The following is a 17,718-nucleotide window of genomic DNA, read 5'->3' as shown; positions in this document are numbered from 1 at the left end:
CGGCTAAGGAACCTGTCCGGATTACTTGTCAATGCACAAGCTTATCGTATGAAAACGCACAAATTAGTCTGGATGCTTGCCCTGGTTGTCAGTTCACTAGCTTGTAGTAAGAAGGAAGATGATAGTGTTACACCAGCCAGCAAAGGCGTGGTAACTGCCTCCGTAGACGGCCAATCGTTTACCTCTGAACAAGCCACATCGACGTATAACAAAACGACTAAAGACCTAACACTGGTTGGTTATAATAGTGTGCACATGATGGGTTTTACGCTCGAAAAACTAACCGGCCCCGGTACGATTACACTGGTTGATATTAGCAAAACGGGCAGTACGGGAAGTTATGTAGATGTGAAAACCAATACGACCTATTCCAATAAAGAAGGACGAACCGGTACGGTTACTGTAACAAAATTTGATGGGGCCACAATCGAAGGTACCTTTTCTATGAGGACCTACAATCTCCAGCAAAAAAAAGAAGTTGTACTTACCAATGGTACCTTTAAAGTACCTGTAGAGCCTATTTAACTATATGATTCGAGTTTCTATTTTCGATGATAACGATTCACTGCGGGAAACCCTCGCTTTAATATTCGACGCTACCGACGACCTGATCGTAACGGGCCAATACCCCAATGCGCTTCAGGCCCCGGAGGTCGTCAAGAGCACCCAACCCGACGTCATTCTGATGGACATCGATATGCCGGGCCGCACGGGAATAGAAGCCGTAAAACTGATCCGTGAGCAAACCACCCGACCTAAAATTCTGATGCTCACCGTCTTTGAAGATGTCGAACGGATTTTTGCGGCCATCTCCGCCGGAGCCGTTGGATACCTGCTTAAGAAAACCCCTGCCGACAAAATCATGGACGCCATTCGCGACACCATGAGTGGTGGGGCTGCTATGACACCGTCGATCGCCCTTAAAGTTTTGGAAGCCTTTCAGCAACCCAAAGCAACCGAATTTCTGCTTACCGATAAGGAGAAAGAGGTACTTCAGCGACTGGTAGAGGGCGACAGCTATAAACTCATTGCCCATCATTGCAACATCAGCATGGGTACCGTTCGCACGCATATTGTGAACATTTACGAAAAGCTCCACGTCAACTCCAAATCCGAAGCCGTAGCCAAAGCCCTGAAAACGGGGCTTTTTAAATAAACACCAGCGTAGAACTAGCTGCTGTCGACCCTATGAATTGCCGTTCACTCAAAATGGCGGGTACTATGGTAGTAGTTGCAGCTAACCAGACTATGTTTATTACATACATAACTAACTGGCCTCTAACCAATTATTCACTATGAAGACCTTTTTATACACGATAGCAGCCCTGTTTATCAGTCTGACCATACAGGCGCAGGTATCCATTAATACGAGTCTACCAGCTACGCCCAAAAGACCCGTCACAGACACGTATTTTGGTAAAAAAATCATTGATAACTATCGCTGGCTCGAAGATATGAACAGTCCCGACGTCAAGAACTGGTTTAAGGCCCAGGGCGATTATACCAACGACATGCTAGCTCAGATTCCCGGTCGAGACAAGCTCATCCAGACCTTTGTGGATTACGATAAACGACTTCCCATCCGATACGGTGAAATCAGGAAACGAGGAAACATCTATTTCTATCGTAAAACCCTTCCTAACGAAAACGTCGGTAAGCTATACTGCCGCGAAGGAAAAACCGGGCCCGAAAATTTGCTCTTCGATCCAGCCGCATCGAATCTGGGCAAAACCTACGCCATGAGTGCCTTTACCCCTAGCCCAGACGGAAAGCTTCTGGTCATTGGCCTGCAGGAAGGCGGTGCCGAACTATCGACCTTACGAACCATGGACGTAGCCACCAAAACCTTCCGCCCCGAAAGCATCACCGCTGTTTTTGGCGGTGGCATCGACTGGTTGCCCGACAACAGTGGCTTTCTGTATACTCCTCAAAATTCGAACGATCCCAAAGACCCTAAAGGCAACCTCGATACCAAAGCCCGATTACATAAACTAGGCACTAGCCCCGGCAGCGACCCTGAATTATGGTCACGTGCTAAAAACCCTGATATGGGCATTCGGCCCGACCAATACCCGATTATGTATTTTTCGGGCGATTATACACAGGTGTACGGTATCCTGTCGTCGGTTGATCGGCGGCTTGATGCCTGGATGGCAGCTCCAGCCGATCTTATGCAATCGACTATTGCCTGGAAACGTGTAGCTACCCCCTCCGACAGCATCAACGATTTTTATAAGATTGGCAATCGACTGTATCTGCTGAGTGTCAAAAATGCACCTAATGGGCAAATTCTGGAAACGGATGCGAGCAATCCAAACCCGGCGAAGGCGACCGTACTACTGCCTGAAAGCCAACGGAATATTACCCGGATCATAGCGACAAAAGATTTTCTGTTCGTCACGTTGAGTGATGGCATCAATGAGAAAATCCGGCAGTATAATCCCAGCACGAAACAATGGGCCGATGTACCCATCCCCGGCACAGGCACTACTGGTATTGAACCCTACGATGCTCCAGGTAGCAATGAGGTTTTAGCCTACATAACATCCTGGAATAACCCTGGCACTGCCTACGACTTTGACCCATTCACCCGGAAAATAGCGGTCAGTACCTTCGATGTGCAGCCCAGCTACCCTGGCGTATCTGATCTGGTGGTTGAAGAACTCGAAATTCCAGGGCATGATGGGGTGATGATACCGCTCTCGCTGGTCTATAGGAAAGGACTTAAGCGCGATGGTAGCGCGGTGTGTTTTATGACCGGCTATGGTGCCTACGGTATATCGGCCACGCCTTATTTTAGCAGGCGGAACCTGGCCCTGCTGAATCAGGGAGTCATTCTCGCCGAAACCCATCCACGTGGGGGTTCCGAAAAGGGGCAGAAATGGTATCGGGCAGGTTTTCAGACAACCAAGCCCAACACCTGGAAGGATTTCATTTCGAGTGGCGAATACCTCGTTAAGCATAAGTACACAAGTCCGCAACATCTCATTGGTGAAGGCACGTCGGCAGGGGGCATTCTGATTGGCCGGGCCATCACCGAGCGACCTGATCTGTTTGCCGCTGCCATCAGCAACGTAAGCTGCTCCAATGCACTCCGTATGGAAGAATCACCCAATGGCCCCGTCAATGCACCCGAGTTCGGCACCGTTAAAGACTCCATTCAATGCATGGCGCTCTACGAAATGGATGCCTTCAACCATGTGAAAGAAGGGACCAGATATCCGGCGGTGATGTGCATTGGCGGTATGAACGATCCACGCGTGATTGCCTGGCAGCCGGGTAAGTTTGCCGCTGCGCTACAAAACGCCAGTACATCCGGCAAACCCGTTGTGCTGCAAGTCAATTATGACAACGGCCATTTCACAGAAGACAAAGCTGTAACCTTCCGCAATTTCGCCAACATGTATGCGTTCGCACTCTGGCAAGCGGGTCACCCCGATTTTCAACCGGCCAAGGCATTAGTGAAGAAGTAACGAATTCACAAAGCGTATTAATTTTCTATCCATCCAGCAGCCCGGTCTTCAGATCGGGCTGCTTGTTTATCCCCTCAGCCCATTCAGATATGCGTAAAAATACGCATTAAATGGTTCAGCAAAGCGCAAGATAAAAAGCCAACTGTCTATTTATCAGCAGAATACAAAGAGAACTATTCATAGCGTATTATCCCTATCATACATTTATCCGATTGATTGACGCAGCAGGCGAAAGTAGTTTTGACACAAGTTCTTGACCACCTCGTCAGCTCATGCGTCCAACTTTACTTCTTCTCCTTTTTGGGTTCTGGCTGAGTAGGGCCGCATTGGCACAAACCAGTGAGCCTACGAAGAAATCCCTACCTATAAAAGTATCGGGGGGATTGAATGCCTACGCGGGATTGTATACGGCCAGTGGCATTGCCGCCCGCAACCAAACTTCCCCTTTCGGATTGAGTGGCTCGGTAACCGTTGCGTTGCCCGGTGGTATCTCGCTGCCGTTCTCGGCTGTACTGGGCAACCAGGGGAGTAGTTTCCGGCAGCCCTTCAATCAGTTTGGCGTATCGCCTACGTATAAATGGGCGACCGTTCATGCGGGTTACCGAAATGTAAGTTTCTCACCGTTTACGCTGGCTGGTCATACGTTTCTGGGCGGTGGTGTCGAACTGAATCCGGGCAAGCTGCGGCTGGGAGCCGTCTATGGACGGTTCAACAAAGCCATTTCGACCAACCTGGCCGAACCCGACATTATTCCGGCCTACCAGCGTACCGGTTATGCGTTAAAGGTTGGCTACGGTAAGCCCGGCAATTACGTCGATCTGATCATGCTGCGGGCTAAAGACGATTCCGCTTCTATCCTATCCCCTCCCCAATCGGTCTCTCAAACCGTTACCCCCGCCGAAAATCTGGTCGTTGGCCTGACCACCCGCCTGCTGATTCTGAAACACATCACGGTCGAGCTCGATGGAGCCGTTAGTGCCTACACCCGCGATGTTCGGAGCACTCTGGTCTCAGCCGAAGGGAGTAATGCGGTTACCCGCTTTTTCGGAAAACTCTTTACCCCCCGTCTGTCGACCCAACTGACTCAGGCTACCCAGGCTGCGATCGGCTATCAGGGCAAAACGGCGGGCATCAAGTTACAATACAAGCGCATCGATCCTAACTTCCAGACGATGGGGGCGTATTATTTCCAGAGCGACATCGAGAGTTATGCCATCGCCCCCAGCCTGTCGCTGCTGGAAGGGAAACTCCGGTTGTCGGGCAGTTACGGGGTCCAGTACGACAATCTGGCCAGCAACAAGGCTGCCCGTACTGGTCGCAGCATTGGCTCGCTGATCGTTTCGTACAACCCCGCAACGGCTTTCGGTGTCGATGTACAGCTTTCCAATTATGGCATCAGCCAGCAGGCTGGGCTTCGTCCGGTAATCGATACCCTCCGACTGGCGCAGAACAACCTGTCGGCAACGGTCAATACACGGTACACCCTGCAAACCGAAGATGTCGCGCAGGTCTTTACCTTGACGACCACCTACCAGAAACTGAGCGATCTGAACGCCAACACAGCCAACCAGACCGAAAACAACAACATTAACCTGAACTTGGGCTATTTCTACCAGCAAACCACCACCGGCTGGGGCTTCAACGGGATGCTTTCCTACACGCAAACGCAGTTACCCATAGCCGTCGGCGATACCAATCGCACCGTTCGCTTCTTCGGCCCTACGCTGGGCGCTACCCAGTCGTTTCTGGAGAAAAAGCTGACGACTTCCTTCAACGCCAGCTATCTGGTCAATCAGCAGTCGGGTATAACAGGTAAGGTGCTAACCGCTTCGCTAAACGGCAGCTACCAGATCGCCAAACGACAGTCTGTCAGCATATCACTCAATTACCTGAACTCAAACACAGGCATTCAGGAACAAACTTTCAATGAACTCAGAGGCAACCTTGGCTATGGAATCTCATTTTAATTCTTGTTTTAACACCGAGAAAACAGAGAACGCACAGAGGACACAGAGCATCTTCGTGTCCTCTGTGAAAGCCTCTATTCTCTCGGTGTTTATGTTCCTTTTTGTTCACCTCGCCTATGCCCAAACCTTCCCGTTGCAGGTTCAGGTGAGTGTGATGCCGCCCTACAGTGCTTACCTTCAGGATTATCCCGGAGCAGGTCAGCAGGTGCGGGTGTTTATCATCAATACCAGCCGAAGTACGTACCAGATTCGGCTGACGGGTCAGCTTACCGGCGACAACGGGATTGAGATCAAGACTTCTCCCAACTACCGCCCTCCCCGCCCGGTAACGATTCCTCCCGGCCAGACCTTACTCACCCGAAATGACCTCGAAGGGTTGTTCGATCTGAATCAGGTAGAGGTAACGGGTATCGACAAAAACCTGCTGGCGCGTGGCCTTCCCCTCCCCGACGGCACCTACCAACTCTGTATTCGTGCCTATAACGAAACCGCTACCAGTACAGCCGCAACAGCGTTTGGGCAAGCGTTATCACCCGAGTTCCCATTAGGCTGTTCCGCTCCGATTGTCGTTCGTTCGGTGGAGCCCCCTATCCTGATTTCGCCCCTGTGCGATAGTAACATCCCAGCAACCATACCACAAACCATCGTCTTCACCTGGACGCCACCGGTAGGCGTATCGCCCGCTTCGGTTGAATATACCCTTCGCGTTGTTGAACTGCCTCAGGAGAACGTTGACCCAAACGTCTTCATCGATGCCATTATCTTACCCAAATCGGGAGTGGAAGTGCGAAACCTACGCACCAGTACCTTTCTCTACGGCCCTACGCAGCCACCGTTAGTCGTAGGAAAACGATATGCCTGGCGAGTGCAGGCCATCGACCGCTCCGGCAAGCTGCATTTCCAGAACGAGGGCAAATCGCCCGTTTGCGCCTTTACGTATGGAGGTGATCCTGTACCGAAGCTACCAATTCTGCCTATAGCTTCAACGGACTCGACAAAAGACAAGAAATACGTAGTTAAATCGGGGGAGCTTCCGATCAACTGCTCCTGCAAGATTGAGCTGGGCGACAAAACGGTCGATAACAGCGGTGTTTTGAAAAGCCGGTCGGCCACCATCGCTAATTTTCAGTTGAGTTTTCTGGATAACGTGAAAGAATCGGAGGGTGGATTGCTCAATGGTGACGGGATGATTCCGCTACCGCTCGTTAACAGTCAGTACGCCCGATTACGGGTGCATTTATACAATGTTCAGTGCAATGCTGCCGGACAGGTGATCGGTGGTGTAGTACGGGCGCGCTACAGCGATAAAGCGGACCCATCCCTGAAACCCAACTGGGACAAACCCGATTACACACCACCAACGCTGACGAGCGATCAGATTGGCAACATCAGCAAGACTTTGTCCGACAACAAAGACATGCTGGTATCGTCGCTGAAAAATTCGGCCAACAGTGTCGGCTTTGATGTTCCGTTCGGTATTGACAAATCCTTTGGTCCTATCACGACCAACATTGCCATTACCGACGTCACCTTTACCCCCGAGCAGGCTTATTACCAGGCCAATACCTGGATCGTCCTGAATAGCAAGCCAGGCGGTTTCAGCGGCATACCACTCAGTGGCTACAACCTGTGCATGAGTGCCGATAAACCGTTTTGTGGTGAAGGTATGCTCTATCTGGGCCAGGATATGGAACTGTCGAAATTCCTGTCGCTCAAGGGCGGCCCTGTGTTACCAATGATGAAAGCCGAAGACCTGGCGGCCAAATACACCTACGTGTACTTCGATGTGGAAGGCTTCAAGAAAATGGGGATTCGCGCTGGCCTGAAACCACCGGGTCTTCATCGGGCTGCCGACGGTGCTGACCTGGAGATGCTGGCGTCGTCAGATATAAATACCCCCGATTTTGACGACTGGAATGCTGAGCTAACGTTCGACGATTTTTATGTGGGGAGCCTGAAAGACTATGTGTTTTCGATGACCGACGCCGATGGCAAAGTCAACAAAGGCTTCTATGACCATAGCGATACAAAAAATCCCGATGGTTTTGTCGATGGCTATACCGACATGGGCAACCTGTGGCAGGGTATCTACTTCCCGCTGGTCCAGCTCAAACTGAGTGGTCCCTTCGCTAAGCTCAATAAAAAAGGCCAACCCTTAACGGGCGGAGTCAAAAGCCTTATCTATGACTCACAAAACAGTTTCAGTGGGAAGATCTTTTTACAGAACGTATTAACCCTTGGCGACGGTCAATTGAAAAGCTGGGGTATTTCCATCGACGAAATTTCGGGGACCTTCAAGAAGAGCGAATTTCAGGAAGCCAGCATGCGCGGAGGTATTGGGCTGCCGCTTTTCAAAAAAGACGACGGCACCGCTTCCACCCTATCATACACGGCGGCTATTGTGAATAACCCCAATAGCACAGACATTACGTTCAACGTGCAGCCGACCGATAACATGTACGTCGATGTGTGGCGAGCTGATTTGCAGCTCAACAGCGACTCCCACATTAATCTGGCGTATGTAACAGGCAGCTTTTCGGCCTCCGCCATTTTCAACGGCAAGCTAAGCCTTGACCTGAGTATCGCGAAAGTTACTGCCGCCGAGTTCACTGGTTTAGGGGTCATGACGGAAGCCCCGTATTTCGCCATGAAGAACATTTCCTTCAATTCACCACAGCGGTACATCGGTGCCCCCGGCGATGATGGCTTCCCGCTTACACTGACTCAATTCGCGGTTCAGGAAGCCCCTGGCGCCAAGGTGTCGGCGCCTGCCATTGCCAAAGACCTGGCCTTTACGGGGAATGTAAACCTGACTGAATCGGCCAATTTTTCAGCCTCGGCCACGGCACGGGTACGCTTTACGGTAGGCCCCTCCTGGGAGAACTGGGGCTACAACGACTACTTTATCGACTCGCTCTCGGCATCAGGTACCATCGGCCCGGCCAGCGTATCGGCTACGATTGGCTTCATGCACGACGATCCCACCTGGGGTAATGGATTCTTCGGCCACGCCCTGCTTGATGTGGGTCTGGCGGGGTCAGTAGGTGTACAGGCCCGCTTCGGCCGAACGGTTGGCGATAAAGGGTTTAAATACTACTACGTCAGTGGTGTGGTGCCAATGGGGCCAACGGGCATTCCGCTCGGAACAACAGGATTAGCCATGAAAGCCTTCCGGGGTGGCCTGTACCGGGGTATCGACCAGAAGATTGCTGGCACCAACGTTTCGTACAGCCCCAGTAGTAAAGTCGAACTAGGTATTCAGATCGGGGTCATCATCGGAACCGTGGGTACGAACATGCTGAACATGGATGGTACCTTAACCTTCCAGTTTGGCGCTGATCCGAAGGTGACGATCGATGCGGCTGCCTATGTGCTACACAATGGTTCACCACCTAATTATGAAAGTCCATTGGCGTCGGGCCACGCTCTGCTGAAGGTCGATATTGACAACGGCATTATTTCGGGTACGGCCAGTCTGACCGCTAAACAGGGCTTAAGTGAAGGCATATCAGTGGCTGCTACGGCGGAAGCTAACATCTATTTCGAACCCAAAAACTTCAACTTTTATCTGGCTTTTGGCAACCCGAACGGGCAACGGATCGACCTGAGCTTAATGCTGAATAATAAAGAGCTTATCGGGCTGGATTCGTATTTCCTGATGGGAACCTACATTCCACAGGACGTATTCGGGACACTCCCTCCCCCCATGTCTACTGACATCGTTTCACCGGAGCTGATTAGTCGGCTCAACTACAAACCGAACCCGTTCAAAGGAGGAGGCAAAGGCGTAGCGTTTGGTGCAGGATTTCACATTGGTAAGCCGAACGACCAGGTTGAAGTTGATTTTGGTCCCTTTTATTTCTCGTTTTACCTCGGCGCAGGGTACGACTTTGTCCTACAGGAAGTACAGGCCTGTAAAGGCTACAATCCGCCGGGCTTTAACGGCTGGTATGCGGTCGGGCAGGTGTATGCAGGCTTAGGGTTCAGCCTGGGTCTGAGTGTAGACCTATGGTTCTTTAGTGGGAAAGTCGAAGTAGCCGGGGGCGATGCGGCCGCCCTACTCCAAGGGGGCATGGTCAATCCGGTTTGGCTACAGGGTAGTGTGGCCATTCGGTATCGGGCCTTACGGGGTCTCGTAAAAGGAACGTGCAGTGCGCATGTCGAATACAATACGGATAAGATCTGTATTCCTGATCCACCTCCTGTAAACCCATTTGCCCAACCGCTTATATCCAGCCTGCAACCCAATGGCGAGAAAGAGCTGAACATAATCTCTCCCTTCTACGCGGAGTTCAACTACCCCATTGAAACCAATATCGATGTGGATTCAGTCGATATAAACGGGAATTACCGAGCCACCATCACCTTCCGGGTGGCCTACATTCCGGGTCAGCAATTTGTTGCCCAGCCGGTTGGCAGTATATCCCCCAAATATGCCGCCTGTGTTGGCGATAACAGTGGCCGACTACGGTACGGAAAGAATGAAGATGGTGAAACCAACACAACAGCAACCTTCTATCGAAACGCGGCTATGGCGCCTGAAATCGACCATACCCTGACCCTGGGACTGGTCGCTACCCGTCGGCAGGCTGATGGCAAATTCCATCCGTTCTATTACAAAGGACAGCTTATCGACACCACGGCGGTTGCCAAATTCCACACGGGCAAATGCAATCCGACCATGACTCGCGAAGGCAACGATAAAACCGTCGCGTATTCGTATCCGTTCGAAGGGCAGCGATACTTCATGAAAGGTGAAGTGAACACAGGCTTTGTAGAATTCTTAGCCAAATCGTGTTGCATTGAAGGACTGACCAGCAACGAAGACTTCTCCCTGAAAGTCCGCATCAGTCCAGGCTTCGATGGCGTGTTCGACGACAAAAAAGCCCTGTTTGCCGACCCAACCTACGATGGACTACATGTAAAATACACTATGCCAGCCGGCCTGGTCAACAGCCAGCTCTATAAATTCGAACTGGTCAGAATCCCAACCCAGGCTTACATCGACAAACAGGAAGCGGTACTGGCCGAACTGAAGAAAAAAGCCAAACAGCAGGCCTCCGCAGGCAACTTATATACATCTGTCAGCCAAGTGGCCCATTCCGGCCCGAAACTATCCGCGCCAGGCTCCGGCCTTAGCAGCCAGCAGGCACCCTTGCCCGCAGGCATGAACAACAAGGGCAACAATCCGTCGGGCAGTACACCAGGTGCCGGAAAACAATATACGGCCTCCGCTGGCGCAGTAGGCAGCTATGCCCCTGGCACCGGGGCTGGTTCATTGGCTACGAGCGTGAACAACAAGGCCGATCAAATAGCGACTCAATATGGGAATAAACTATCTCTGGTCGATGACGGCGGCTTAGTGCTGTACGACCCTGACAAGTCGAAAAAGAGCGACAAGCTGGTAAAAACCAGTAAAGCTCAACAGGACTACGAGATTGGTAAACAACTGGAACAGGTACTCTACAGCTACTATTTCCAGACGAGCCGATTCAATACGCTGGCTGAGAAAATCCAGGCCAGTGGATTCAACATTGCCGATCAAAAAAACACAACGAAGGTACTGGGCCTATCACTCCCCGATGCTGTGTTTACAACCCCCATGAGCAATTCGCTGGAGAATTTTGAACAGTATGAGTTACAGGTAGCCGATCTTGGCTACACCAAATACCTGCCTCCGCTGGTGAATTTCCGGGCCAATACGACGATCAATCCCTGGTTTGACACCTACATGAAACCGACGATCCGACTCATGTACCCGGCCAGCTACGCCCTCGACCGGGCCAAGAAACAGCAGCAAAAACAATCGTCGGGTGGCGGCTTGATCAGCAGTGCAGTTGAGCAGGTGTCTGGCCCGGTTTCAGGGGCTCTTTCCGACATGTTTGGCGACAATATCGACGCCAGTGTTGACGCCGATGTTGAACTGCTGGAACGGCAAATGGCCTGGGTGACTGCGCAATTCGATCTACCCGAAAAGCCCATTCAATCATGGGAGGTTGATGGGGCGCTGTATGCGTCGGAAGGATATTACAAAACCGATCAAATAACCGGGGAGGAGGTCAAAGTAGCCTCGGGTACGGCGGCATCCATTCATAAAAATGGAAAACAACGGTATGGTGTCTGCCTGTCGGCGCTGCCCTTTCAGGATATGTATCTCCAACGGTTGGTGCCCTTCGTGGACCAGTACCTGAACATTAATCGGGAAGACTTCCAGGTGAAGGGCTTTCTGCTGGATGTTGCCATACTCGGTACGGCGTTAGTGGTAGCCGATGAATATAACCTGAGCCAGCTCTGGAAAGACAACTTCGCCAAAAATTGCAAACCTGCACTGGCGAAGCTGGATACCAAGCTCCCCATCATAGAACTTGACCAGGCTATCGACAAGATCATCGGCGACGCGCAGAACTACGCCAATGTGTCCACGCCGTTTACGAATACGAGCTATCAGCAGATGTCAGGCGATCAGGGCTATAGCAATGCGGTCAATGGCACGACGCCCCCCCCGCAGAAAAACACGTTTGCAACCCACAGTTTTTATGTGACGGCTACTATAAAAAGTTATTTCGCCTACCTGGCTGCCTATGATGCCATCAGCAATGTCTTTTGGAACGATGCAACCACCAAAGCCCTGAAAGAGGTGAAAGAGGGAAAATACAAGGCACTCGCATCGCAGCATGGCTCGCTTGGGCAGTTCGATGTATGGGCCTTCTCACCCCTTAAAATGGCAGAACTGAGCATTGGAAATTCAGCCGGGATTAGTGATATCCTGTACGACGCCGAACACAAGTGCCCGTCGAAAGTGGCTTATAAGAATATGAGTAAAACCAAACGGTCTGGAATCATCTACATCAAATGATACGTATTGCTTTTCTTCTCCTGCTTACCCTTACGCCCGCGCTGGCGCAACGGAAAAACCGTACCGCACCCGCTTCACCAGGACCTACATCGTCGACCCTGGCCAATCTGGCTATTCCTGATACGACCCGCTACCGCACCATGGTACTGGCAAAAGGCTATGGCGACTCGGTGTTTGTGCGCTGGGCACCGGACAACGCTACCCTCTGGCGAGCGGCCAATGTACGGGGTGGTGGCTACCTACTCACCCGTCGGAGCATCAATACCGAGGGGAAACTGGTGCTGGATTATCAGAAGGCCATTCGTCCCTGGACCATCGACCAGTGGAAACAGCGGTGCGGTCCCCGCGATACGCTGGCAGGCGCCTGCGTACAACTCCTGTATGGCAAACGGGATCTGAGAAACTCCACGGGCGAAATAACCCTGAATAAAGCCCTTCGTCAGCATGAACAGAATCAGTATGAACTAGCCCTGGTCCTGCTGGAAGCCGACGTCAATGCCCGCCATGCCCAAGGGTTGGGGCTAGGTTTTATGGATAAGGATGTGAAGAAAGGGACAACCTATATATATGCGCTCCTGCCTTTAGTGACTGATCAGAAAATGCCCGTTGACCTGGGAAAAACGATGGTCCGTAATGAGGCTCCTGAACCGAGAACACCGTTTATCGAACTTCGGGGCGAATCGGGTGATCGGCAGGTGCGAGTTACCTGGGATCGAAAAATTACCGACATGGCCTATACTGCCTTTCTGGTCGAACGGAGTACGGATGGTGGACGCACATTCCGCCGACTTACCCGACGCCCCTGGATTCAGCCCCCAACGAAAGAGTTGAATCTGGTATATGCCTATACCGACTCAACGGCCCGCAACTATCAGCCTTACCAGTACCGCGTTATTGGCATCACGCCCTTCGGTGAACAGAGCCTGCCATCGCCCGTACTGACGGTACGCAGTGTCGATCAGACCCCACCCTCCCGCGTTGAGAAGATCGACGTTTCCCATCTGGGAGGAAGTCGCGTACGGATAAACTGGACGCATCTGAAACCGCCGGGCGACCTGAGAGGCTACCAGATCAGCAAGGCCGCCAGTATAGATGGTCCCTTTGTATCACTGACCCGGAAACCACTGGCCGCTAATAAACGAACATTTACCGACAGTACCGCGATTCCGTATCAACCCGCTTTTTATCAGGTCATTGCCGTTGATACATCGGGGAATGAGAATCCGTCGTTGCCCATCTACTGCACCTTCAACGATACCAAAGGCCCCGCTAAACCGAAGAATCTTCAGGGCTATATCGATACAACAGGCTTCGTTCGAATCGTATGGGACCCAAATCCTGAAACGGACTTGCTGGGCTACGCGGTCGTTATGGCTAATGATCCCGCACATATCTTCACGGCCCGAACTAGTGGGTATCTGGCACTCAGCCTGTTCAACGACCAGACCGAACTCAATACGCTAAGCAGGCGGCTGTGTTACAGGGTTATTGCTTACGATAAAAATCACAACCCCAGCCAACCGTCCGACATACTGATTCTGACCCGGCCCGATCGGGTACGACCAGAACCCCCTATTTTTACGCGTTACGTTGCCAGCGATACAGCCATGAACCTGGTCTGGGCACGCAGCAGCAGCACCGATGTCCGCGAGCAGTTATTGTTGCGACGTGGAGCACCTACCGAGCGCTGGCACGAAGTGGCCAGATTATCACCTGCTCACACTACCTATGCCGATAAGCTTGTAAAGTCGAATACCGCCTATACATATGCCCTTATGTCGGTCGATTCCGCAGGGTTACGCTCCGATGTATCTCCGGTGCTGGATCTAAAAACATTGACCTTATCCGCTCAGCCAGTCACCAACCTGACCACCCGGTTATCGGCTGATGGCAAACAGGTGATACTTAGCTGGAAATACCCGAATGACCTATGCCGGTTTGTTATCTATCGGGCCAGTATGCCATCCCCTCTTCGTACCTACAACGCCGTCAATCGCGAGCAAACCTTTACGGACAAGGCGATTCAGAAAGGTAAATATGAATACGCGGTCAAAGTAATCTATCAGGATGGTCGTGAATCGGGTCTCTCCAATCGCGTCAAAATTGACATCAACTAGCTATGAACTCATTGATACGCTTTGGGCTGCTGGGACTGGCCATGCTGGCTTCTATACCGCTGCTCGCCCAATCCAATGCCCCAACCAATCTGAAGGCAACCGCCACGACCTATAATCAGGTCGACCTGGCCTGGGACGACAAATCGACCAACGAAACCAAGTTCGAGATCGAACGTATAGGCCTTACCGGTAGTTTCATTAAAATCGGGGAGGCTTCAGCCAATACGCCGTCGTATCAGGATAAAACCGTTACGAGTTTGAATACATACAGCTATCGGGTCCGGGCTGTATTCGTCACGGGTGCTTCGCCTACGTATTCGAACACCCTGACGGTCAGCACACCCCAGGAGCCACCCGGAACACCAACGGGCTTTTCGGTTACCTTGCAGAATGGCAGTGTGCTGGTAAAATGGGACAACGGCTCTGGTGGTACAGCAACGAGCTACCGGGTCGAGCGGTCGGTACAGGGAGGGGCTTATAGTCTCTACCAGACGGTTCAGTACAGCCGAACCCCTAGCCTGACCGACAATGGCGTACAGGGCGGTCAGCAGTATTGCTATCGGGTACAGGCCACCAACGGGGGCGGCTCATCTGGTTATGCTGGCCCCGCCTGCCAAACGATTCCACTGGCGCCAACCAATATCAAAAATTTGATCGCCACCACCCTGAGCAGCAGTTCGATCAAACTGAACTGGACGCCCTACGGCAAAGAATCGGGCATTACCATCGAACGACGTAAAGGCCAATCCGGCAATTTCGACAAGATTAAAGACTGGCTGGCCGACAGTGGTGAGTTTACCGATACGGGGCTGGAATCCAATACCGAATACTGCTACCGCATCGGTGAAAGTGGACACGACTATTCGGCCATCGTATGCAAAACAACCTCTCAAAGCATCCCAACGGCCCCGGCGCGGATGCAGGCGCAAGCCATTGCTTACAACCGAATCGATCTGCAATGGGCCGATTTGAGCAATAATGAAAGCCGATTTGAGATTGAACGAGCTACGGGTGGCTCAACGGCTTCGTACACTAAACTGGCTGACGTAGGCCCGAACACGCAGACGTACAGTGACCAGAGCGTTCAGGCCAATACCCAGTACTGTTACCGGGTGCGAGCGGTCAATGATGTCGGTGCCAGTGGCTATACCGATCCACCGGCCTGTGCAACAACTCCCGCTCCGCCCGCAGGCATTCCACAAAATCTAAAGGCTGTAGCGACCTCAACTACCCAGATCAGTCTGTCGTGGGATGCGGTAGCGGGAGCCAGCGGCTATCAACTCGAACGGAGCCCGAATGGTGCGGATGGCTGGCAGCAGATCGGCCCCTCTCCTGCTACGGCCACTACGTTTGTGGATAATGGCCGAACACCCAACACGCGTTACTACTACCGGGTTCGGGCGCTGAACAGTGCGGGTACACCGGGCGATTACTCAACCGTTGTAAATGCCATTACGCCGGATGTCCCCCCGGCCGACCCCGCCCGGCTCGCCATCACCTCATTTACCTACAACCAGGTGAGTCTACAGTGGGCCGACTTATCCGGTAATGAATCAGGCTTCCAGATTGACCGAAGTCCGGACGGTAACACCTGGACTAAAATTGGCGATGCAGGTCAAAATGCCACCACGTATACAGATCAGAGTGTAGCGCCACAAACACGCTATTTCTATCGGGTTCGGGCCGTGAACGGGGCTGGTTCGTCGGGGCCATCCAACTCGGTCGATGTCACAACGCCCGTCGGCCCGCCCAGTGCGGCTCAGGATTTGAAAGCTACAGCTACCTCCACCACCCAGATCAGCCTGAACTGGAGTACCATACCTAATGCCGTTACTATCGTGATCGAGCGTAGCCCAGATGGTGCTGGCAACTGGAATTCGCTGACAACGGTAGCCGGAACGACAAACACCTACACCGACAACGGCCTGACACCCAATACCCGCTACTACTACCGAATCCGGGCTACCAACGCCAGCGGAACCGGGCCCAATAGTAATGTAGCCGATGCCATTACACCTGATGTGCCGCCCAAGGAACCCGCAGGATTAATCGCCAAAGTGATTTCGACCAGCCAGATCAACCTATCCTGGACTGACCAATCGACGAACGAAAGCGGCTTTGAACTCGAACGGGCTACTGGTACGAGCAATTCATTCCAGAAAATAGCCGACCTACCAGCCAACACCACAAGCTATGAAGACAAGGCATTGGCCGACAACACTCAGTACTGTTATCGGGTTCGGGCTAAAAATGCGGCCGGTCCGTCGGCCTATACAGACCCGGCCTGCGCAACCACTCCGTTAGCGCCACCGGCTACGCCCGCCAATCTGACTGCCGAAGTGGTCGATTACGATCAGGTCAAACTGAACTGGCCCGCCGTGAGTGCTTCGGCCGTGAATGTCCGCATTGAGCGGTCCACGAGTCCGTCGGGGCCTTTTCAGGAAATAAAGACCGTTCCAGCTTCCCAGACTACGTACACAGACGCTGGTTTGCAGGAATTCACCACTTATTATTATCGGATCCAGGCCAGCAACACCGCCGGCAGTTCAGGCTTTTCGAACGTCGCGCAAGCACAGATCAAGGAAATTCTGATTGCGGTGGAAGATGAGTGGCTTTCGCAAACACAGGTGTTCGTCGCCGATCGTACACTGCATATCCAAACCGACTGGTACCAGTCCAGCCAGGCTCAGCTTCAACTCCATAGCCTGAATGGGCGCGTTCATCTGACCGACACCCGACGGGTGGTGCCGGGTGCTGCCTGGACTTATTCACTGAGCCAATTACCAACGGGTGTATACGTCGTTGCCATCCAGGTGGAAGGGCGGCTCTTCACGAAACGAATTCTACTGCCATGAAAAAACTACTAGGTCTCTTTATAGTGCTTATTGGCCTGGCAGGTTGTCAGCCCAAACCCGTCACGCCCATTAGCAGTCTGATTAACAAAGTCTGGAAAGCCAATACCGTAAAAGAAACCGAAGTACTGGTCTTTACGCTGGGCGCTACGTCGAATATCAAGCCAGGCTATACCAACTTCCGGCTCGATCTGAGCCAGCCGGACAAAGTAACCCTGAAAGATGTTGACGGTCGGGTCACAACCGGTACATGGAGCGTATCGACCGATAACAAACGACTCCTGCTGGACAACCTAACGCCCAAACCGACCAACACCAATGGGTTGATTGAATACTATATTCTAAGTGAGCCCGATGGTTCATCTTTATCGCTCGAACGGACCGCCGAAAGCCGCAAAACAGGCAATACCGTCAACCAGTATGCATTAATACCCGAGTAAAACGAATCCGTAT

At 52.2% G+C, this 17,718-nt stretch carries 8 protein-coding genes; all 8 read left to right on the top strand.

Features of this window, described 5'->3' with window-relative positions; genetic code table 11:
• The first annotated feature begins 48 nt into the window (after window positions 1-48).
• The 8 genes from ACYVFD_RS17290 (at window position 49) to ACYVFD_RS17255 (ending at window position 17,705) form a co-directional block, all read left to right on the top strand.
• Complete coding sequence (locus ACYVFD_RS17290; protein WP_461091550.1) at window positions 49-525, top strand: DUF6252 domain-containing protein; 477 nt, start codon at window positions 49-51, stop codon at window positions 523-525.
• Window positions 526-529: 4 nt separating this feature from the next.
• Window positions 530-1,156 carry a response regulator gene (locus tag ACYVFD_RS17285; RefSeq protein WP_461091547.1) on the top strand — a complete coding sequence of 209 codons (627 nt, stop codon included), beginning with the start codon at window positions 530-532 and terminating at the stop codon, window positions 1,154-1,156.
• Between the two features lie 139 nt (window positions 1,157-1,295).
• Window positions 1,296-3,473, top strand: a complete 2,178-nt coding sequence (locus ACYVFD_RS17280) for a prolyl oligopeptidase family serine peptidase (protein WP_461091545.1) — start codon at window positions 1,296-1,298, stop codon at window positions 3,471-3,473.
• A gap of 272 nt (window positions 3,474-3,745) precedes the next feature.
• Window positions 3,746-5,440, top strand: coding sequence for a hypothetical protein (locus tag ACYVFD_RS17275; RefSeq protein WP_461091544.1), 1,695 nt, complete (start codon window positions 3,746-3,748; stop codon window positions 5,438-5,440).
• A 91-nt stretch (window positions 5,441-5,531) separates the two neighbouring features.
• Window positions 5,532-12,296, top strand: a complete 6,765-nt coding sequence (locus tag ACYVFD_RS17270; RefSeq protein WP_461091541.1) for a hypothetical protein — start codon at window positions 5,532-5,534, stop codon at window positions 12,294-12,296.
• Window positions 12,293-14,413: a fibronectin type III domain-containing protein gene (locus ACYVFD_RS17265; RefSeq protein ID WP_461091539.1), complete on the top strand. Its 2,121-nt coding sequence runs from the start codon at window positions 12,293-12,295 to the stop codon at window positions 14,411-14,413. The genes ACYVFD_RS17270 and ACYVFD_RS17265 overlap by 4 nt, the downstream gene beginning before the upstream one ends.
• A 2-nt stretch (window positions 14,414-14,415) precedes the next feature.
• Window positions 14,416-17,268 carry a fibronectin type III domain-containing protein gene (locus tag ACYVFD_RS17260; RefSeq protein WP_461091537.1) on the top strand — a complete coding sequence of 951 codons (2,853 nt, stop codon included), beginning with the start codon at window positions 14,416-14,418 and terminating at the stop codon, window positions 17,266-17,268.
• Window positions 17,265-17,705, top strand: coding sequence for a hypothetical protein (locus ACYVFD_RS17255; protein ID WP_461091535.1), 441 nt, complete (start codon window positions 17,265-17,267; stop codon window positions 17,703-17,705). The genes ACYVFD_RS17260 and ACYVFD_RS17255 overlap by 4 nt, the downstream gene beginning before the upstream one ends.
• Window positions 17,706-17,718: the final 13 nt, after the last annotated feature.

The sequence above is a fragment of the Spirosoma gilvum genome (assembly GCF_054776815.1).
The sequence above is the reverse complement of the archived record's forward strand: the minus strand, read 5'-3'. Positions and strand labels throughout refer to the sequence as shown.